The 19,379-nt window shown below is 73.3% G+C and carries 12 protein-coding genes; 5 read left to right on the top strand and 7 right to left on the bottom strand.

Going from position 1 to position 19,379, the window contains the following annotated elements; genetic code table 11:
- Positions 1 to 9: 9 nt before the first annotated feature.
- Positions 10 to 1,293: an ABC transporter ATP-binding protein gene (locus AH6_RS26350; RefSeq protein ID WP_067484937.1), complete on the top strand. Its 1,284-nt coding sequence runs from the start codon at positions 10 to 12 to the stop codon at positions 1,291 to 1,293.
- Positions 1,294 to 1,371: 78 nt separating this feature from the next.
- Here the strand turns inward: AH6_RS26350 and AH6_RS26345 are convergent, their stop codons facing one another.
- Entirely contained in the window at positions 1,372 to 2,808 is a 1,437-nt protein-coding gene (locus AH6_RS26345) for an MFS transporter (protein ID WP_067484934.1), read from the bottom strand.
- Positions 2,809 to 2,868: 60 nt separating this feature from the next.
- On the opposite strand from AH6_RS26345, the gene AH6_RS26340 reads away from it, so the two are divergent.
- Positions 2,869 to 3,525 (top strand): TetR/AcrR family transcriptional regulator, encoded by a 657-nt coding sequence (locus tag AH6_RS26340; protein WP_067484930.1) that lies wholly within the window; start codon positions 2,869 to 2,871, stop codon positions 3,523 to 3,525.
- A gap of 10 nt (positions 3,526 to 3,535) precedes the next feature.
- Here the strand turns inward: AH6_RS26340 and AH6_RS26335 are convergent, their stop codons facing one another.
- On the bottom strand, positions 3,536 to 4,159 hold the full coding sequence (locus tag AH6_RS26335; protein ID WP_067484927.1) for a TetR/AcrR family transcriptional regulator: 624 nt from the start codon (positions 4,157 to 4,159) through the stop codon (positions 3,536 to 3,538).
- Between the two features lie 160 nt (positions 4,160 to 4,319).
- On the opposite strand from AH6_RS26335, the gene AH6_RS26330 reads away from it, so the two are divergent.
- Entirely contained in the window at positions 4,320 to 5,888 is a 1,569-nt protein-coding gene (locus AH6_RS26330) for an MDR family MFS transporter (RefSeq protein ID WP_174555120.1), read from the top strand.
- A 58-nt stretch (positions 5,889 to 5,946) separates the two neighbouring features.
- Here AH6_RS26330 and AH6_RS26325 read toward each other — a convergent pair whose 3' ends face one another.
- Together AH6_RS26325 and AH6_RS26320 are read right to left on the bottom strand one after the other, a co-directional pair.
- A complete protein-coding gene (locus AH6_RS26325) occupies positions 5,947 to 9,249 on the bottom strand; it encodes a S8 family serine peptidase (RefSeq protein ID WP_067484921.1) in 3,303 nt (1,100 codons plus the stop codon).
- Between the two features lie 85 nt (positions 9,250 to 9,334).
- Complete coding sequence (locus tag AH6_RS26320) at positions 9,335 to 9,781, bottom strand: MarR family winged helix-turn-helix transcriptional regulator (protein ID WP_067484918.1); 447 nt, start codon at positions 9,779 to 9,781, stop codon at positions 9,335 to 9,337.
- Positions 9,782 to 9,864: 83 nt separating this feature from the next.
- On the opposite strand from AH6_RS26320, the gene AH6_RS26315 reads away from it, so the two are divergent.
- The gene (locus AH6_RS26315; RefSeq protein ID WP_067484915.1) at positions 9,865 to 11,676 is read left to right on the top strand and encodes an ABC transporter ATP-binding protein; all 1,812 of its coding nucleotides are present in this window, start codon (positions 9,865 to 9,867) and stop codon (positions 11,674 to 11,676) included.
- A gap of 43 nt (positions 11,677 to 11,719) precedes the next feature.
- Here AH6_RS26315 and AH6_RS26310 read toward each other — a convergent pair whose 3' ends face one another.
- The gene (locus AH6_RS26310; RefSeq protein ID WP_083983474.1) at positions 11,720 to 12,826 is read right to left on the bottom strand and encodes an NHL repeat-containing protein; all 1,107 of its coding nucleotides are present in this window, start codon (positions 12,824 to 12,826) and stop codon (positions 11,720 to 11,722) included.
- A 110-nt stretch (positions 12,827 to 12,936) separates the two neighbouring features.
- Complete coding sequence (locus AH6_RS26305) at positions 12,937 to 13,293, bottom strand: DUF488 domain-containing protein (protein ID WP_067484912.1); 357 nt, start codon at positions 13,291 to 13,293, stop codon at positions 12,937 to 12,939.
- Between the two features lie 110 nt (positions 13,294 to 13,403).
- Between AH6_RS26305 and AH6_RS26300 the strand changes: the two genes are divergently transcribed.
- Complete coding sequence (locus tag AH6_RS26300; RefSeq protein WP_067484909.1) at positions 13,404 to 15,137, top strand: pyruvate dehydrogenase; 1,734 nt, start codon at positions 13,404 to 13,406, stop codon at positions 15,135 to 15,137.
- 53 nt (positions 15,138 to 15,190) lie between these two features.
- Here AH6_RS26300 and AH6_RS26295 read toward each other — a convergent pair whose 3' ends face one another.
- Positions 15,191 to 19,096 (bottom strand): S8 family peptidase, encoded by a 3,906-nt coding sequence (locus tag AH6_RS26295; protein WP_067484906.1) that lies wholly within the window; start codon positions 19,094 to 19,096, stop codon positions 15,191 to 15,193.
- Positions 19,097 to 19,379 lie beyond the last annotated feature (283 nt).

The raw sequence follows: 19,379 nt of genomic DNA, 5'->3' as shown, positions 1-19,379 counted from the left end.
AGCCGCGCCATGGCCGCCATCACCATGCAGAACATCGTCAAGCAGTACGGCGACGGCTTCCCGGCCGTGAACGACGTGTCCCTGGACGTCCAGGACGGCGAGTTCATGATCCTGGTCGGGCCGTCCGGCTGCGGCAAGTCCACCCTGCTGCGCATGATCGTGGGGCTGGAGGACATCACCTCGGGCGAGATGCGGATCGGCGAGAAGGTCGTCAACCAGGTCGCGCCGCGCCGGCGCAACCTGTCGATGGTCTTCCAGAACTACGCGCTCTACCCGCACCTGACGGTGTACGAGAACATCGCCTTCCCGCTGCGGCTGGCCAAGAAGCCCGGCGAGGAGGTGGACCGGCGCGTCCGCGAGACCGCCGACCTGCTGGAGCTGACCGAGCACCTGGAGCGCAAGCCCGCCAACCTGTCGGGCGGGCAGCGCCAGCGCGTGGCGATGGGGCGCGCGATCGTCCGGCAGGCCGACGCGTTCCTGTTCGACGAGCCGCTGTCGAACCTGGACGCCAAGCTGCGCGGCCAGATGCGCACCGAGATCTCCCGCCTCCAGCGGCGGCTCGGCGTCACCACCGTCTACGTCACCCACGACCAGACCGAGGCGATGACGCTCGGCGACCGCGTCGCGGTGCTGCGCAAGGGCGAGTTGCAGCAGGTGGGCAGCCCGCGCGAGTTGTACGAGCAGCCCGTGAACCTGTTCGTGGCGGGGTTCATCGGGTCGCCGTCGATGAACTTCCTGCCCGCGCAGGTGGAGGGTTCGCGGCTGCTCACGCCGCTCGGCGCGTTCGACACCGGCGCGCTGCCCAGCGCGGGCGTGGCGGGCGACCGCACGGTGGTGCTGGTCGGCATCCGGCCGGAGGATTTCGAGGACGCGTCGCTGGTGAGCGCGGAGAAGCGGGCGCAGGGCGCGGTCGTGCGGGTCCGGGTGGACGTCACCGAGTGGCTGGGCAACGAGCAGTACGCCTACGTCCCCTACGAGGCCCCGCGCGACCTGGCCGAGCAGCTCCGCGAGTTGTCGCGCGAGCTGGACAGCGACCAGATGCGCACCCAGGCCGTGGTGGCGCTGGACGCGGCCAGCCTCATCACCGCCGGGGACGAGGTGGAGTTGTGGGTCAACACCGCCAAGATGCACGTGTTCGACCCGGCGACCGGCGAGAACCTGACCCGCGACGAGGAGCGCGTCGCGGCGCTCGGCCGCCAGTCCGACAAGGCGCGGCAGGCGCAGCGCCGCGCCCAGCGAGCCGACGCCGAACCGCCCGCCGAGCCGCCCGCCGGGCCGCCGACGCCGGGGTGACCGGTACCGGGGGCGGCGCGGCGCTCCAGGCGGGTGCCGCGCCGCCCCCGGATGGTGGTTCCTTTCCGGACGTGCTGGTCAGACGGTTTCGGCGGGGAGGGGCGCGGGGTCGGCCGACGCGGGGGCCTCGGACCGGTGGGACGGCAGGACGAAGACGGCGACGAGGGCGGCGGCCAGGAACAACGCGCCGGTGACCAGGAGCGCGGCGGAGTAGCCGTCGTTCAGCGCGGCGGGTCCGGTGCGGGTGCCGGTGTGCGCTGCGGCGAAGGTGACCAGGGCCGCCAGGCCCACGCAGCCGCCGAGCTGGCGGGCGCTGTTGAGCACGCCCGACGCCATCCCGGCCTCGCGCGCCGCCACGCCCACGGTCGCGGCGACGGCCACCGGCCCCAGGCACATGCCCACGCCGACGCTGCCGACCACCGACGGGCCCAGCACGTCGGCCAGGAAGCTCCCCGACGGGCTGATCAGCGCGAACCACCCCATGCCCGCCGCCGCCAGCAGCGCGCCCGGCACGAGCGCGGCGCGGGGCGTGCGCAGGCCCGCGATCCGCGTGCCGATCAGCGTCCCGACCACCGCGCCCGCCGAGAACGGCAGGAACGCCGCGCCCGTCGCCGCCGCGCCCATGCCCAGCACCTGCTGCATGTACAGGGAGACGAAGTAGAACGCCGCGAACTGGCCCGCCGCCGCCAGGAACACGAACGTGTTCGCGCCCGTCACCCAGCGGCTCCGCAGCAGGCCCAGCCGCAGCAGCGGCGCGGCCGTCCGGGTCTCGGCGAACCCGAATCCGGCCAGCAGGACGGCCGCCGCCGCGAGCGTGCCGAGGGTCGCCGCCGACGTCCAGCCGTTCTCGTCGGTGCGCACCACGCCGTACACCAGCAGGCCCGTCCCGGCCGTGGCCAGCAGCGCGCCCAGCACGTCGAGCCGGTCGCGGCGCTCGGCGCGCGGCTCGGCGGGCACGCCGGATGCGGTCAGCGCGAGCGCGCCCACGATGATCGGGACGTTGACCAGCATCACCCAGCGCCAGCCCGCGTACTCGGTCAGCAGGCCGCCCGCCAGCACGCCGGTCGCGCCGCCCACCGCGTTCACCCCGCTCCAGACGCCGAGCGCCCGGACGCGCGCCCGGCCCTCGGTGAACGTGGTGGTCAGCATCGCCAGCCCGGCCGGGGCGAGCGCGGCGGCGGCGACGCCCTGGACGGCGCGGGCGGCGACGAGCTGCCAGGGGGCCTGCGCCAGGCCGCCCACCAGGGACGCGAGGCCGAACACCGCGAGCCCGCCCGCGAACAGCCGCCGCCGTCCGAACAGGTCCCCGGCCCGGCCGCCCAGCAGCAGGAAACCGCCGAAGGTCAGCGCGTAGACGTGCACGACCCAGGCGAGGTCGACGGGGGTGAAGCCGAGGGCGGCGCGGATCGAGGGCAGCGCGACGTTCACCACGGACATGTCGAGGGCGACGGTGAACTGGGCCACGGCCACCGCCGCGAGGACGGCCCCGGGCCGCCCCGCTCTGTTTTTATACATGTATAGAAAATAGCTCCGGCCCCCGGCCGTGTCCAGGGGCCGATGCGCGATGATGGGGACGTGCCGCCTTCTCCCGCGCCCCGCAAGGGCCGCCCGCCCCGCGTCTCCCGAGCCGAGATCGTGCAGGTCGCGCGGCGCGTCATGGACGAGGAGGGCGGCGACCGGCTCACGATGCGGCGGCTCGCCAGGGAGCTTGAGATCACGCCGATGGCGCTGTACCACCACGTGCGCGACAAGGAGGAGCTGATGCTCCTGCTGCTGGCGGACTACGCCGCCGGGGCGGAGCTGCCCGAGCTGCCCGGCGACCCGCGCGAGCGGATCGTCGTCGCGGCCCGCGCGATGCACGACCTGCTGGCGGCCCGGCCGCGCGCCGTCGAGATGATCACCGCCGACGACCTGCTCGCGCCGGTCGGGCTCTGGTTCGCCGAGACCATCGTGGACGCGGCGGTGGCCTGCGGCCTGACGCCCGAGCGGGCGGTGCGCGCCTACCGGACGATCTGGTTCTACACCGCCGGGGAGCTGACGGTCCGGGCCGCCGGGGAGCGCCGTCGCGCCGAGCGCGCGGGCGAGCCCACCTACCGGGAGCGCGTGTTCGCCGGGCTGGACGGCGACGCCTACCCGCGGCTCGCCGGGCTGGCGGGACGCTGGGTGGAGATCACCGCCGAGGACTCCTACGAGGAGGGGTTGCGGGCGGTCGTGGCCGGGCTGCTGCCCTAGCCGGCGGCGGTCAGTCGAAGGGACGCGCGATCTCGTCCATCGTCGCGTCCACGCACTCGGCCAGCGTCCGGGCCTGCTGCTCCTCGACCCAGCGGAGCGAGCCCAGCCGCAACGACAGCAGGAACGACGCGGCCAGCACGCGCGAGCGCAGGTCGTCGGGGTCACGGCCCTCGCGCCGGGCGATCCGCTCGGCGAGGTCGCGCTCCAGCTCGGCGAAGCGGGCGAGCTGGCGCTCCAGCAACGAGGCGTGCCGCTTGGCCAGCCGGGTGCGGACGGCGCGGTTGGGGTCGAAGTCGTGCTCGGCGAACATCTCGTGCACGGCTCCGCGCAGCGCCGCCCAGGCGGGCTCGGCGGCGGGACGGGCGGTGAACGCGGCCAGGAGCTGGCGCATCCGCTCGTCGTCGCCGTACAGGAGCGCGTCCTCCTTGCCGTCGAAGTAGTTGGAGAAGGTGCGCCGCGACACCCCGGCCGCGTCGGCGATCGCCTCGACGGTGACGTGGTCGAGGCCGTGCTCGATCGTCAGCCGCAGCGCGGCCTCGTGCAGTGCCCGGCGCGTGGCGGCCTTCTTGCGCTCGCGCAGGCCCGGCGCGGGTTCGGCCGCGGGCCCGGTCGTGCTCTCCGTCGTGCTCGCCATGGTGGGTCCAGCCTATCGGGGCGGAAAATTTTCTCATTGGGAAATTTTTCCCACTGGGCATAATATGCGGCGGCCGGTCGTTGAGACCGTCGTCCCCACCCACCACCGCTCCCCGGGAGGCCATGCGTTGAGCGCAGAACCGTCCACCGCCGCGCCGCCGATGTCGCGGCGCGAGATCCTGGAGGCCCTGAGCGGCCTCCTGCTGGCCCTGTTCGTGGCGATGCTCAGCGCCACCGTGGTCTCCACCGCGCTGCCCCAGATCATCGGCGCGCTGCACGGCACCCAGTCGCAGTACACCTGGGTGGTCACCGCGACCCTGCTGGTGTCCACCGCGACCACCCCGATCTGGGGCAAGCTCGCCGACCTGTACAACAAGAAGACGCTGGTCCAGGCGGCCATCGTGATCTTCACGCTGGGCTCGCTGATCTCCGGCTTCGCCCAGGACACCGCGCAGCTCATCGCCGCCCGCGCCTTCCAGGGCCTCGGCATGGGCGGGCTGCAGATCCTGGTGCAGATCGTCATCGCCGCGATGATCAGCCCGCGCGACCGGGGCCGCTACTTCGGCATCCTGGGCGGCGTCATGGCGCTGGCCACCGTGGGCGGCCCGCTGCTCGGCGGCCTCATCGTGGACACCTCGTGGCTCGGCTGGCGCTGGTGCTTCTTCGTCGGCGTGCCGTTCGCGGCCGTCGCGTTCGTGCTGCTCCAGAAGACCCTGCACCTGCCGGTGGTGCGCCGCCCCGACGCCAGGATCGACTACTGGGGCGCCACGCTGATCGCGGTGGGCGTCAGCACCCTGCTGATCTGGGTCACCTTCGTGGACAAGAACTTCGGCTGGCTCTCCTGGCAGACCGCCGCCATGGTCGGCGCGGGCGTGGCGATCCTCGCTCTGGCGGTATGGGTGGAGTCGCGGGTGGCCGAGCCCGTCGTCCCGCTGGACGTCATCGCGCGCCGCAACACCGCGCTCGCGATCGTGGCGAGCCTCGCGGTCGGCATGGCGATGTTCGGCGGCGCGGTGTTCCTCGGCCAGTACTTCCAGATCGGCCGGGGCTACAGCCCGACCGAGGCGGGCCTGCTGACCATCCCGATGATGGTGGGCGTGTTCGCGGCCTCCACGGTCGCCGGGCGGCTCACCACCAAGACCGGCAAGGTCAAGGGCTACATCGTGGCCGGGACGATCGTGCTGACGGCCGGGTTCGCGGTGTTGTCCACCATGGACCACGCGACCTCGTTGTACCTGATCGGGTTCGGGATGTTCCTGGTCGGCGCGGGCGTCGGCATGTCGATGCAGAACCTGGTGCTGGTGGTGCAGAACTCGGTGCCGCTGCGCGAGATCGGCGCGGCGAGCGGCGCGGTGACGTTCTTCCGCTCGCTGGGCGGCACGATCGGCGTGTCGGTGCTGGGCGCGATCCTGGCCAACCAGGTCGCCGCCAACATCGCCTCCGGCCTCGCCAAGCTGGGCGTCCCGGCGTCGAAGTCGGGCGGCGCGGGCGGCTCGCTGGACGTCACGTCGCTGCCGGGCCCGATCCAGGAGATCGTGCGCGCCGCCTACGGCGACGCCACCGGCCACATCTTCCTGGTGTCGGCGGCCATCGCGATCGTGGGGATCATCGCGGCGCTGGCCCTCAAGCCGGTGACGCTGCGCGACAGCCTCGACCTGCCCGCCGACAAGGACGATGACAAGGGCGCGGCGGTGAAGCAGGCCGAGCCCGCCGGGGCCCTGTCCGACTGATCGTTCGGAAATGCCAGAGGGCCGGTGCCGCGTTCGCGGCACCGGCCCTTCCGTCATGTCAGGCCAGCGTGTAGGCCCGGATGACGGTCTGCACGACCGCGTTGCCGTTCCGGTCGGTGGCGGAGGCGCGCAACGACACGTGCTCCGCCCCGGCGGGCGGCGTGACGGTGACGGCCCCGGCCCCTGCGGTGCCGGTCACCCGGAGCTTCCGCCAGGTCTTCCCGTCGTCGAAGGACGCCTCGATCGTGCTGGAGGCGACGGCGGAGGCGGGCGCGCCCGGGTTGCGCTTCACCCAGAACGGGACGACCGTCGTCCGGCTGCGCGCGGCCCGGTTGTGGTCGTCCAGCCCGGCCGGGAGCAGGTCCACCGTCATCAGCGGCAGCGCCTGCCTGGCCGTGGTGCGCGCGGACCGGAACGTCCACAACGTGTCGGTCGCGGTGGCGACCGAGGCGGGCGGGCCGGTGCGGGTGAGCTTCTCGTGCAGGGTGTAGGTCGCGGCGTCGGCGGGCACCGTCGCGTCCATCCACGCGGCCTGCCAGCCCGGCCGGATCTGCTGGGCGGCGATCTGCGTGCCGTCGCGGCTCAGGGTGAGGGTGCCCTCGGTGGTGTCGTCGTAGCCGCAGTCGTCCAGCGCGCCGGTCACCGCGCAGGCGGAGGTGACCGAGAGCCGGTCGCCGTCGCGGACGTTGTTCCCGGCGATCAGGTTGGGGCCGAGGACCGCCGCGTTCCACACGTCGGCCTGCGGGCCCGCCCGGTAGGAGCGCGGGGTGCGGTAGACCGTCGCGCCGTGGTCCGGGGCGTCGCCGGGCGTGTCCAGCTCGCCGCTCCAGGCGATCTTCGGATCGGCCCGGAGGAACAGCGTGAACGTGGACGGGAACGCGCGCTCCACGCCCAGCGTGATGGTGTGGACGTCGCTCAGGGCGGGGACGCCGCCCCAGCGGATCGTGCCCGTGGAGCCGGTGCCCTGCGACCGGACGGTGGTGCGGACCTGCGCCATCTGCGCCTTGCGGGTGCGCAGCGACGGGTCGGCCGGGACCTCGCCGACGGCGAACCGGTGGTCGCGGAACACCTGCGCGCTCTTGCTCTCCCACAGGGACGAGACGCTGTAGGTCATGCCCGGCTCGCGGACCGGCTTCAGCGACATCCGCACGCCGGGGTCGGCGTAGTGGAAGTCGTAGGTGGCGATCCTGTCGCTCTCGTAGCCGACGATGGCCTGGGCCTTGGAGAACGTCGCGCCGGAGGTGTCGTTGGCGAAGTCCACGGGCGTGGTCTGCCGGGCGTCCAGGACGTGCCGGTTCGCGCCCGCCGTGAACTCGACGATCTCCTTGATGCCGCTGTCCCACGCGGTGCCCGTGCGCAGGTGCGCGCTGAGCAGGTAGCGGCCCGGGGGGACGCGGGCGTGGCCGACCGAGTCGGGGGTCGTCTGGACGTCGAAGCGCTCGCCGGTGTCCAGCCGCTGGAGCGAGATGAAGGGGAACAGGTCCGAGGGCTCGCCGTCGCGGCCGTAGGTCGGCAGCGTCACGTTCGCGGTCGGCGGCTCGACGTAGGCGTTGACGAGGGTGCGGACGGCGGGCGCGCCGCCGGACGAGGCCGTGATCTTCCCGCTGTAGAGGCCCGCCGTGACCCCGGTCGTGCCGCCGAGGGTGAGCGTCACCGCCGCCGTGCCGTTCGCCGGGACGGTGACCTGCGCGCGGTCGAGCCGCGCGGCGCCCGCCGGGATCGGCGTGCCCCGCGCGTCGGCCAGCGCGACGGCGAGGTCGAGGGTGACCGGCGCGTCCCCGGCGTTGGCGTAGGTGATCTTCTGCTCGACCGGGGCCGAGCCCGAGTCGGGCCACTTGGCGTCGGCGTTGACGGTGGCGGGGGAGGCCGACACCCGCTGGGCGACGGCCTTGGCCACGTCCACCCGGCCCGCGCCCTGGACGTGCATGGACACGCCGTCCAGCTCCTTGGCCGAGGCCATCAGGGTGGACTTGATGCGGCGGCCGTCCCAGCCGGGGTGCTGCTGGGCGAGGATCGCGGCGGCCCCGGCGACGTGCGGCGCGGCGGCCGAGGTGCCCGACAGGCGGGTGTAGCGGTCGTCCACCGGCGAGCCGATGTTGCTGCCCGAGGCGCGGGCGGCGACGATCCCGACGCCCGGCGCCATGATCTCCGGCTTGACGGCGTAGTCCCACGGGCGCGGCCCCTGCGTGGACACGGCGGGCCGGTCCTGGGCGTCCACGCTGCTCACGGCCAGCGCCTCGGCCGCCGCGCCGGGCAGCGCGACCAGGCCGGGGATCGGCCAGACCAGATCACCGGCCGCGCCGATGAACAACGTGCCGGTCTCGGCCGACAGGTCGTTCAGCGCCTGCTCGACCGGATCGACGGCCGGGGAGTCGCAGAAGCAGGTCATGCTGAGGTTGACGACCTTGGCCTTGGCCTCGCGGGCGGCCCAGGTCATGCCGTCGATCAGCCAGGACTCCTGGCCCTCCCCGTCGTCGCCGATCACCTTGCCGCTGACGACCGACGCGTCCGGCGCGACGCCCCGGTACCTGCCGTCGGACGCCGCGCCCGTCCCGGCCAGGATCGACGCGACGTGCGTGCCGTGCCCGAAGACGTCCCCGGCCGAGGGCGCGGTCGTGAAGTTCCTCGACTCGGTCAGGTTGTCCTTGAGGTCGGGGTGGTCGGCGTCCACGCCGGTGTCGAGCACCGCGACCTTGACGCCCTTGCCGGTGAGGCCCTTCTCCCACGCGGCGGGCGCGCCGATCTGCGGGACGCTCTTGTCGAGCGCGGCCTTGACCTTGCCGTCCAGCCACATGCGGGCCGAACCGTCGGCGACGAACGCCTTCCACGTCCGGCCGACGTCGGACTTGGGGGCCTCCAGCGCGGTCAGCGGCCCGGCCGAACGCACCCGCTGCGCGCCCGCCTTCAGGGCGGCGGTCGGCCTTTTGACGATCAGCGGCAGCGCGGCGCGGCTCGCGTCGTCGTAGCCGGAGGCCAGCAGCCGGTCCACCTCGAACAGGCGGCGGTCCAGGCGGCCCGCCGCGACGAGCCCGGCGGCGTCCACCGGCAGCACGGTGATCTTGTCCTTGGTGACGGTGACGCTGTACCCGGTCCGGCGGCCGGGGCCCGGGGTGACCACGACGCCGGGCTTGGCGTTCTTCTTCGGCGTGACGGTGACCCGGTCGCCGGTCACCAGCGTGACGGTGCGGGACGGTCCGTCGCCCGCCTGCCGCGCCTGCGGGGCCGGAGCCGGGAAGGGGGACGGGGACGGCGCGGCGCTCGCGGCACCGCCCGGGACCAGGGCGGCCACGACGGCGGCGGCGACCGCGCCGGAGGTCAGGGGGACGGATCGGTGTCGGAACCGGCGGGGCTCTCGGGCCATGCCGACCACTCCTCGGTGCGGGGACGAGTGACCAAAACCCCGCCACCATATGCTGGCATGATCGTCAGTGCCAGACCCAAGAAGCTCAGTCCCGGTGGCCGCCCTTCGGGCAGTCGTGCGGCGGCTCGGCGTCGTCCAGCACGGCCAGCAGGCCGTGCAACGTCTCGCGCTGCTCCGCGCTCAGCGGCGCGAACAGCTCCTCCGCCGCCTCCCGCCGCACCGCCGACATCCGGGCGCGCGCGTCCAGCCCCGCTCCGGTCGGCTCGACCAGCAACGACCGGCGGTTGGCCGGATCAGGCCGCCGGGCGACGAGGCCCGCCTCCTCCAGCGCGTCCACCAGCGTGGTCGCCGAGCGGGGCACGATGTCGAGCCGCGCCGCCAGGTCCACCATGCGCAGCGGCGCGTACCGGATGATCACCCGCAGCGCGCGCGCCTGGGCGGGGGTGAGGCCGAGCGGCGCGAGGCTGTCGATCTGGTGGCGGCGCATCCGCCGGGCCGCCCGCAGCAGGAGGTCGGCCAGCTCGCTTTCCATAACTAGAGGCTAGCTCATAGTTCCGGGGAATGATTATGAGCTTGGCTCAGTTATACGGGTGTCGCCGACGAGAGGAGCCGCCGATGGCCCCCGACACACCACCTCGAACAGAGGAGACCCCAGCGAAGATTCCACCCCCCGAGTCCCCGCGCCAGGGCCGCCGCATCCTGCGCCTGTTCCGCCCCTATCGGGGCCGCCTCGCCCTGGTCGGCCTGCTGGTCGGCCTGTCGTCGCTGGTCGGCCTCGCCTCGCCGTTCATGCTGCGCGAGGTGCTCGACGTCGCGCTGCCGCAGGGCCGCACCGGCCTGCTGACGCTGCTGGCGCTCGGCATGGTCGCGGTCGCCGTGGCCACCAGCGTGTTCGGCGTCCTCCAGACCTACCTGTCCACCGGCGTGGGCCAGCGCGTCATGCACGACCTGCGCACCGCCGTCTACGGCCACCTCCAGCGCATGCCGCTGGCGTTCTTCACCAAGACCCGCACCGGCGAGGTCCAGTCGCGCATCGCCAACGACATCGGCGGCATGCAGTCCACGGTGACCTCCACCGCCACCTCGCTGGTCTCCAACTTCACCTCGGTGGTCGCGACCGTCATCGCGATGGTGTTCCTGGACTGGCGGCTGACGCTGGTGTCGCTCGCCATGCTCCCGTTCTTCGTGTGGATCAGCCGCCGCGTCGGCAGCGAGCGCCGCAAGATCACCTCCAAGCGGCAGGGCCAGATGGCGGCCATGTCGGCGATCGTGGAGGAGTCGTTGTCGGTCAGCGGCGTCCTGCTCGGCCGCACGATGGGCCGCTCCAAGGCGCTGACCGAGCAGTTCGCCACCGAGTCCAGGGGCCTGGTGGACCTGGAGATCCGCTCCAGCATGGCGGGCCGCTGGCGGCAGTCCACCATCATGATCGTCATGTCCGCGATGCCCGCGGTCATCTACTGGGCGGCCGGCCTCACCGCCGCCGGGGGCAGCCCGCTGGTGTCGATCGGCACCCTGGTCGCCTTCACCACCCTCCAGTCCGGCCTGCTGCGGCCGATGGTGATGTTGCTCCAGACCGGCGTGGACGTGCAGAGCTCGATGGCGCTGTTCCACCGGATCTTCGAGTACCTCGATCTGGAGCCCGACATCACCGAGCCCGCCGAGCCCACGCCGCTGCCCAGGGCGCGCGGCGACGTCCGCTTCGAGCACGTCGGCTTCTCCTACGGCCCCGACGCCCCCGCGCTGCGCGACATCGACGTGACCGTCCCCGCCGGGACGCACCTCGCCGTCGTCGGCGAGACCGGCTCGGGCAAGACCACGCTCAGCTACCTGGTGCCCCGGCTGTACGACGCGACGTCGGGCCGGGTGACCATCGACGGCGTGGACGTGCGCGACCTGTCGTTCGCCGACCTGTCGGACGCGGTCGGCGTCGTCTCCCAGGAGACCTACCTGTTCCACGCCTCGGTCGCCGACAACCTGCGCTTCGCCAAGCCCGACGCGACCGACGAGGAGCTGGTCGCCGCCGCCCGCGCCGCCCAGATCCACGACCACATCGCGTCGTTGCCCGAGGGCTACGACACGATGGTCGGCGAGCGCGGCTACCGCTTCTCCGGCGGCGAGAAGCAGCGCCTGGCCATCGCCCGCACCATCCTGCGCAACCCGCCGGTCCTGGTGCTGGACGAGGCGACCAGCGCGCTGGACACCCAGACCGAGCAGGCCGTGCAGGACGCCATCGACGCCCTCGCCGAGGGCCGCACCACCATCACCATCGCGCACCGGCTGTCCACCGTGCGCGACGCCGACCAGATCATCGTGCTGGACCGCGGCCGGGTCGCCGAGCGCGGCACCCACGACGAGCTGCTGGCCCTGGACGGGCGCTACGCGGCCCTGGTGTCGCGCGACGGCCTGGCGGTACCGGCCGCGGCCTGACGGCCGGAGCCGCCAGGCCGCGTCCGGAGATCCCGGGGCCGGGTCACCGCTGGACGTCGGCGACCAGCAGGCCCGGCTCCTTCTTGTCGTCGGTGCCCGCGTTGGAGATGTGCGCCTTGCCGTCGTGCACGGCCACCGACGTCGGGCCCGCCAGGCCGCTCTCGGCGTTCAGCGCGGTGTCGTGGGTGCCGTCGGCCTTCACCCGGACGACCTGGTTCTCCGACTCCATCGTCACCAGCGCCACGTCGTCGGTGCCCTGCGTGAACGCCAGGTCCCCGGCGCCCTTGAGGTCGGTGGCCTTCACCTCGGGCTTGCCCGCGCCGCCGTTGCCGTCGATCGGGACGCGCACCAGCGTGCCCTTGCCGGTGTTGGTCGCCCACACCGCGCCGTTGCGGACCTTGATGCCGCTGGCGCCGCCGCCCGCCGCGCCGTCGGCGTCGCCCGACCCGGCCAGCTCGTCGCCCTGCGCCCAGAGCGTCGCCTTGTCGTCGTGGGCGCGGATCTTCCAGATCTGCCCCTTGCCGTGCTCGGTCAGGTAGACGTCGCCGCTGGCCTCGTCGATCGCCACGCCCTTGGCGGCGGCGTCGGCGGGCAGCCCGGCGACCCGGCTGGGCTTGCCGCCGCGCGGCAGCCGCCAGATGCCGTTCTGGTCGGCGCTGCCCGCCGCGTTGGCGACGTACAGGGTGCCGTTGGTGCCGCGCGTGATGCCGGACGGGCCCGTGGCGTCGCCCTCGGGCGCGGGCAGGGTGCCCAGGACCCGGACGTTGCCGTCGGTGCCGATGCGGGCGACCTGGTGCGCCTTGCCGAAGGTCACGTTCCCGGAGCCGTCGGGCTCCAGGACCAGGCCCTCGGGACGCTGGCCGTCGCCGTCGTCCAGCTTGGTGGTCACCTGCGGGTTGGTGAGCGAGCCGGGGCCGGTGGCCAGGCCGCTCCCGCCGCCGGTGCCGGTGCCGGACGGGGACGGCGAGCCGGAACCCTCCATCGTCCCGGACGGGGACGCGGGCGCCGAGGTCGCCGCCGAACCGGACGGCGTCGCCGTGGCCGCATTGCCGGACAGGGACGTGTCCACCTCCCGGCCGCAGGCGGCGGCGGTCAAGAGCAGGGTCGCCGCCATACCGGCCGCGACGGGGACGGGCAACGTTCTGGACATGACTCTTCTTCCTGGTGGGTGGACGAGCATCGCCGAACGTTGATCACCTACCCGGGGGTCCGGTCCGCCCAAGCCCTCGGCGGCTTATAAATAGCACCAAAAGCCGCAGGTCAGGCGCGCAGTCGGGCGGCCAGGACGGGCAGGTGGCTGGCGTCCACGTCCTTGGTCGCCGTCAGCAGCGTCAGCGGCCCGGAGCGGGCGGCCTCGCGCAGCTCGGCGACGGCGTCGGCGCGCCCGTCCAGCTCGGCCTCGTAGCGCTCGCGGAACTCGTCCCGCTTCGCCGGGTCGTGTCCGTACCAGCGGCGCAGCTCGTCCGACGGCGCGACGTCCTTGTCCCAGCGCGCCAGCGCGGCGCGCTCCTTCGACACCCCGCGCGGCCACAGCCGGTCCACCAGGACCCGTGCGCCGTCCTCGGCCTCGGGCTCCTCGTAGACGCGGCGCAGCCGGATGTCGGTGACCTTGCCCATACTTGCCGCCTACCCCGGGGCGGCCGGGGTTAGGCCGTAGATCACCGGGCATTCCCTCAGGTCGTGGGCCTTTTTGCCCGAGCGCGGGCCCGAGCGGAGGGGGAGCGGTCATGGCCACCACGGTCGCGGAACAGTTCATCGAGGTGTTGCGCCAGGCGGGCGTCCGGCGCATCTACGGCGTGGTGGGCGACAGCCTCAACCCGATCGTGGACGCGGTGCGGCGCACCGAGGGCATCGAGTGGGTGCACGTCCGCAACGAGGAGGCCGGGGCGTTCGCCGCCGCGGCCGAGGCCCAGCTCACCGGGCGGCTCGCGGTCTGCGCGGGCAGTTGCGGCCCCGGCAACACCCACCTGGTCAACGGCCTGTACGACGCGCACCGGTCGGGCGCGCCGGTCCTGGCCCTGGCCTCGCAGATCCCCAGCAACGAGATCGGCACCGGCTTCTTCCAGGAGACCCACCCCGACCGGCTGTTCACCGAGTGCAGCGACTACTGCGAGCTGATCAGCGGGCCCGCGCAGATGCCGCGCGTCCTGCGGACCGCGATCCAGCACGCGGTGGGCAAGGGCGGCGTCTCGGTCGTCGTGCTGCCCGGCGACATCGCCGCCGAGGACGCCGGGACCGCCACCGGCGCCAGCGACCTGCTCGTGCGGCACGGCTCGGTCCGGCCGCCCGCCGAGCAGGTCGAGCAGCTCGCCACGATGGTGAACGCGGCCGAGAAGGTCATGCTGTTCTGCGGCGCGGGCGTGCGGAACGCGCACGACGAGGTCATGGAGCTGGCCGCCCGCGTGTACTCGCCGGTCGGCCACTCGTTGCGCGGCAAGGAGTGGATCCAGTTCGACAACCCCTACGACGTGGGCATGAGCGGCCTGCTCGGGTACGGGGCCTGCTACAAGGCGATGCACGAGGCCGACCTCGTGGTGCTGCTCGGCACCGACTTCCCCTACGGGGCGTTCCTGCCGGGCCGCAACACCGTCCAGATCGACCACGACCCGGCGCGGATGGGCCGCCGCACGCCGCTGGAGCTGGCCGTGCACGGCGACGTCGGCGAGACGTTGCGCGCGCTGCTGCCGAAGATCGACCAGAAGCGGGACCAGACCTACCTGGACGAGATGCTGAACGAGCACTACAAGCTGCTCAAGAAGGTCGTGGACGCCTACACCCGCGACATCGCCAAGCACACCCCGATCCACCCCGAGTACGTCGCCGACGTCCTGGACGACGTCGCCGCCGCCGACGCCGTCTTCACCGTCGACACCGGCATGTGCAACGTGTGGGCGGCGCGCTACCTGACGCCCAACGGCCGCCGCCGCGTCATGGGCTCGTTCGTGCACGGCTCCATGGCCAACGCCCTGCCGCACGCCATCGGCGCGCAGCTCGCCGACCGGGACCGGCAGGTCGTGTCGATGTCGGGCGACGGCGGCCTCGGCATGCTGATGGGCGAGCTGCTGACGGTGAAGCTGCACGACCTGCCGGTCAAGACCGTGGTGTTCAACAACTCCTCGCTCGGCATGGTGAAGCTGGAGATGATGGTGGACGGCCTGCCGTCCTACGAGACCGACCACGCGCCGGTGGACTTCGCCGCCATCGCGCAGGCCACCGGGATCCCGTCGGTGCGCGTGGAGAAGCCCGGCGAGGTGCGGGACGCGCTGACCCGCGCGTTGTCGGAGCCCGGCCCGTTCCTGGTGGACGTGGTGACCGACCCCAACGCGCTGTCGATCCCGCCGCACATCACCGGCACGCAGGTGAAGGGCTTCGCGCTGGCGGCGGGCAAGACCGTGCTGGACGGGGGCGTCGGCAAGATGCTGAACCTGGCCAAGAGCAACCTGCGCAACATCCCGCGCTAAAGGGGAACGCCCGGCCGCCGGGGTGGACCGGCGGCCGGGCGCGTGCGGGTCCGCTAACCGCGGATCTGGAACATCTGCTGGAACGTCTGGGACACGGTGTTGCCGTCGGCGTCCCGCGCCTGGAAGCGCAGCGACACGTTCCGGTGGGACGCGTCGGCCTGCGGCAGCGTCAGGGCGGCGGTGAAGGCACGGGCGTCCTTCCTGCTGGTGGTGACCGGCTGCCAGGTCGCCCCGTTGTCGTAGGAGACCGACGCCTGGACGCTGTCGAGGCCGGGGTCGGCCGCGCCGGGCTGGTGGTAGCCGCCGACCGTGACGGTGAGCGGGCCGGGGGCGGCCCGGTAGTCCTGGCCGAGCGGGACGTCGTAGTCCAGCAGGAGCAGCGGGGTCGCGGCGCAGTCGCCGCTCCCGGTGCCGCCCGTCTGGCCGCAGACGTAGCCCTGCGGGGCGGTGCCCGACCCCGGCCGCGCGGAGTCGAACGCCCAGGTGGTGTCCACCTTGTAGCCGGGGAGGATCGCGATCCCCGGGGTGTGCGCCAGCCGCCACTCGTACCGGGCCCGGCCCTGGGGCAGGTCGTAGACGGTCATCGCCCCGTCGGCGCGCGGCTGGACGGGCGTCCCGTCGCGGGTGAGGGTGCTGACGACCTTGGTCCCGTCCGGCAGGAACAGCCCGGCCCCGTGCGGTCCCGACCCCCACGCGTGGTGGCCGTACTCGTGGTGGCCGTCGCCGCTGATCAGGTAGGGGATCGGGTAGAGGGTGTCGCCGCGCCGCCCCGCCAGCAGCGGGACCGCGCCGGGCTGCTCGGTGCGGGCGAGCTGGCCGAGGCGCAGCGGCAGCCGCCCGCGGACCTCGTCGGGACGGTAGCCCGGCGTGGCGAACACGTCCCAGCGCGACCAGGTGACCGCGCCGAAGTCCGCCATGGCCTTGGTCGGGATCACGATCCGCTGCCAGCGCAGGTCGGCGTCCACGGGATACGCCTCCAGCCGCTGGACGGGGCCCCAGAACGCCATCGAGGCGGCGAAGATGCCGTGCTGCTGGTCCTTGGGCCAGACGGCGTTGGCCGCCAGGTGGTACTCGTCCTCGTGCGCGGGATAGGTGGTCTTGACGACCGCCATGGCGTTCGCGGTCATCGTGATCGCCGGGTTGGCCGGGATCTGCTGCTTCCAGAACTTGACCGGGTTGTAGACCCACGGCGAGCGGCGGGCCGAGCCCAGCACCACCTGGGCGGGCTGGGTGCCGATCGCCTGCTGGAGCGTCCTGCCGTCCTCCCGGGTGACACCGACGACGGGTAGCTTCTCGCCGCCGGACAGGCCGGTGCTGCTCGTCTCGTACCCGTCGCGGGACTCGGCGACCACGACGCCCAGCGCCCCGGCGGCGGCGAGCCGTTGCGCCAGGTCCACCGCCGCGTCGTAGTCGTCGGTCGGGCGGCGCACCAGGACGAGCCTCCCGCTCACCTGGACCCCGGCGAGATCGGCGGCGCTGCCGGTGCCGCCGTACACCAGCGCGACGTTCTGGTTGCCGTCGGCGAACATCTTCAGGGGCGCGTCCCCGCCGTACGCGCCCTCCCGGTCGATCGCCAGGTAGCGGGCCTTGATGCGGCTCTGACCTGCTGTGATGCTGGCCTGGTAGCTGATCCGCTGGCTCCGGAGGCCGAACACGAACGTGCCCAGCGTGACCGGCTGGGCGGTCGGCAGCACGTACACGGTGGTCGGGTCGCTGATGAGCATGGCGTCGCCGCGCAGCGGGATCCCGGGGGCGGTGCGCCGCCACGCCGGGGTGGCCGCCGCCTGGAGGCTGTCGTTCGGCGTGCTGACGGTGACCGGCTTCATCTGCCGTACGTCGAAGGTCACCTGGGCGTCGCCGCCCTGGACCTGGAACTGCGGCTGGACGGCCATGATCTGCTCGCGGTCGAAGCCGAGCCGGTCGGGGTCGTCGGTGGTGGCGCCGGTCAGCCCGAAGGTGTAGGAGCCCTCGGGAAGCTCCAGCTCGCCCGTGCCCGCGAGGGTGTACTTCTCCAGCGGCCGGTCCGCGTCGTCGTTGGCGGAGACGGTGAGCGTGCGCGGCCCGGTGAGCGGCGCGCCGTCGCGGCCCACGGCGCGGAACGTGACCTTCCGGAGGGGCCGGGTCTTCTCCAGGCCCACGGCGGTGCGGACGGTCTGGGCTCCCGCCGTCGCGGTGACCTGCCCGCTGTACAGGCCGCGCGCCCCGGCGGCGGTGGCGATCGTCAGGTTCACCTGCCCGCTCTGCCCGGCGGCGACCGTCAGGCTGGTGGCCGACAGCCGCACGCTCGCGGCGGGGAGCGGCTCCCCGGACGGGCCCTTCACGGCGGCCGTCAGGGACAGGGTCACCGGCGCGGTCCCGGTGTTGGTGTAGGTGAGGGTCTCGGTGCCCTGCTGGGCGGCCTCCTCCTGCCGGTCGAAGGTGAGGTTCGGCGGGTCGGCGACCACGGTCTGGCCGATGGCCCGGTCCGCCTGCACGCGCCCCGCGCCCGTCTCGAAGGCGGTGCGGCCGACGTCCTTGGCCGAGCCGACGATGGCGGCCTTGAGCCGGGGCCCGGTCCAGGTGGGGTTCTTCTGCTTGAGGAGCGCGGCGACCCCGGCGACGTGCGGGGTGGCCATCGAGGTGCCGTTCAGCGAGGTGTACTGGGCGTCCACCGGGTCGCCCAGGGAGGTGCCGGGCGCGCGAGCCGCGACGATCGCCACGCCGGGCGCGGCGACGTCGGGCTTGACCGCGCCGCTGTCGCGCACGGGCCCCCGGGACGAGAAGTCCGCGAGCTTGTCCTGCTTGTCCACGGCGGCGACGGTGAGCGCGGTGGCGGCGGTGCCGGGCGAGGACACCGTCCGGGCCCCCGCGCCCTCGTTCCCGGCGGCGACGACGAACAGCGCGCCGGTGGAGCGGGACAGGTTGTTGACCGCCTCGTCCAGCACCGCGCCGTCCCGGGCGTCCACGCCCAGGCTCATGTTGACCACGTCGGCGTCCTGGGTCTCGGCCGCCCAGGTCATGCCCTCCACGACGCCGGACAGGCTGCCGTTCCCGTCGCCGTCCAGCACCTTGCCCACGATCAGCTTGGTGCCGGGCGCGACGCCCTTGCGGGCCGGGGTGCTCCCGGTGCCCCGGCCCGCGATGGTCGCGGCGACGTGGGTGCCGTGGCCGTTGCCGTCGAGGACGGAGGAGTCCCCGGGGACGAAGCTCTTGCCGGTCTGGAGCACGCCGCTGAGATCGGGATGGGCGCCGATGCCGGTGTCCAGCACGGCGACCTTGACGCCGGTGCCGGTGTAACCGGCCTGCCAGACCTGCGGAGCGCCGATCTGCGGGACGCTCTGGTCGAGCGTCGCCCGCACGCGGACGTCCATGGTCAGCCGCCGCACGCCCGCCTTGAGCGCGGGCTTCGCCGTGGGCTTGCCGGGCGCTAGAGCGGTCCACAGCGCGCCCTTCTTCTTGCGGTCCACCTTGAGGGCGACCGCGTCGATGGCGTCGAGGACCCGGTCGGAGCCGCCGCCGGGCAACGCCTGGGCGCGCGACTTCAACGTGCCCGCCGACAGCCGCGACTTCTTGTCGCCGTAGCCGACGATGACCGGCAGGGGCCTGCCCGGGTCGGCGAGGCCGTCCCGGACGAGGCGGGTGAGGTTGAACAGCTCCCGGTCGACGAGCTTCGCGCCGACGAGCGGCCCGGCGTCGCTGGGGACGGCGTACCAGTCGTCGCCGTCCTGCGTGACCTGGTACTGAACGCCCCTGCGGCCCTCGTGGAGCAGCACCGACCCCCGGGCCTTGTCGAAGGCGAACGTGTCGCCGGTGATCAGGGTCACCCGCGTGGCCTGGGCGGCCGGGCCGGGTCTCGGCGCGGCCGGGGGCGCGTGCGCGCCGGCTTGGACGGGAGCGGCCAGCGAGAGCGGGAGCGCCGCCGCCAGGGCGGCGGCGAGCAGGGCCCGCCGGCGCCGGTGAGGCCATCGGAGAACGGCCACCAAACCTCCTCGGTAAGGAAGATCGAATTCTCGATACTGCCTTTCCGAGAAGGGGATGCAGAAGGGATCCTCCTTGTCCGCTGCCGGTCAATGCGCCCATCGCTCGCTGACATGCGGAAAGGGGTGTTTTTGGTAGTCGGCTGATAATTCAGAGGAGTGTAACGTGCAAAGGAAAGTATCGCCTGCGCGTGCGGCATCGGCTATTCAATGATGGTGCCGGCTGAATATCGTTCAATGGGTGTTCCGGTTCCGGCGAGGCGCTCGCATTCGCCGGACTCCGGTC

Source organism: Actinomadura hibisca NBRC 15177 (assembly GCF_001552635.1).
Lineage (GTDB): Bacteria > Actinomycetota > Actinomycetes > Streptosporangiales > Streptosporangiaceae > Spirillospora > Spirillospora hibisca.
Note: the sequence above shows the minus strand (reverse complement) of the source record. Positions and strands in the feature narration are given on the sequence as shown.

Excerpts from the sequence above, each read along its gene's own strand:
- AH6_RS26305 (WP_067484912.1), bottom strand. The coding sequence starts at position 13,293 with ATGGGCAAGGTCACCGACATCCGGCTGCGCCGCGTCTACGAGGAGCCC.
- AH6_RS26300 (WP_067484909.1), top strand. The coding sequence starts at position 13,404 with ATGGCCACCACGGTCGCGGAACAGTTCATCGAGGTGTTGCGCCAGGCG.
- AH6_RS26310 (WP_083983474.1), bottom strand. The coding sequence starts at position 12,826 with ATGTCCAGAACGTTGCCCGTCCCCGTCGCGGCCGGTATGGCGGCGACC.
- AH6_RS26330 (WP_174555120.1), top strand. The coding sequence starts at position 4,320 with ATGTCGCGGCGCGAGATCCTGGAGGCCCTGAGCGGCCTCCTGCTGGCC.
- AH6_RS26350 (WP_067484937.1), top strand. The coding sequence starts at position 10 with ATGGCCGCCATCACCATGCAGAACATCGTCAAGCAGTACGGCGACGGC.
- AH6_RS26320 (WP_067484918.1), bottom strand. The coding sequence starts at position 9,781 with ATGGAAAGCGAGCTGGCCGACCTCCTGCTGCGGGCGGCCCGGCGGATG.
- AH6_RS26345 (WP_067484934.1), bottom strand. The coding sequence starts at position 2,808 with ATGTATAAAAACAGAGCGGGGCGGCCCGGGGCCGTCCTCGCGGCGGTG.
- AH6_RS26315 (WP_067484915.1), top strand. The coding sequence starts at position 9,865 with ATGGCCCCCGACACACCACCTCGAACAGAGGAGACCCCAGCGAAGATT.
- AH6_RS26325 (WP_067484921.1), bottom strand. The coding sequence starts at position 9,249 with ATGGCCCGAGAGCCCCGCCGGTTCCGACACCGATCCGTCCCCCTGACC.
- AH6_RS26335 (WP_067484927.1), bottom strand. The coding sequence starts at position 4,159 with ATGGCGAGCACGACGGAGAGCACGACCGGGCCCGCGGCCGAACCCGCG.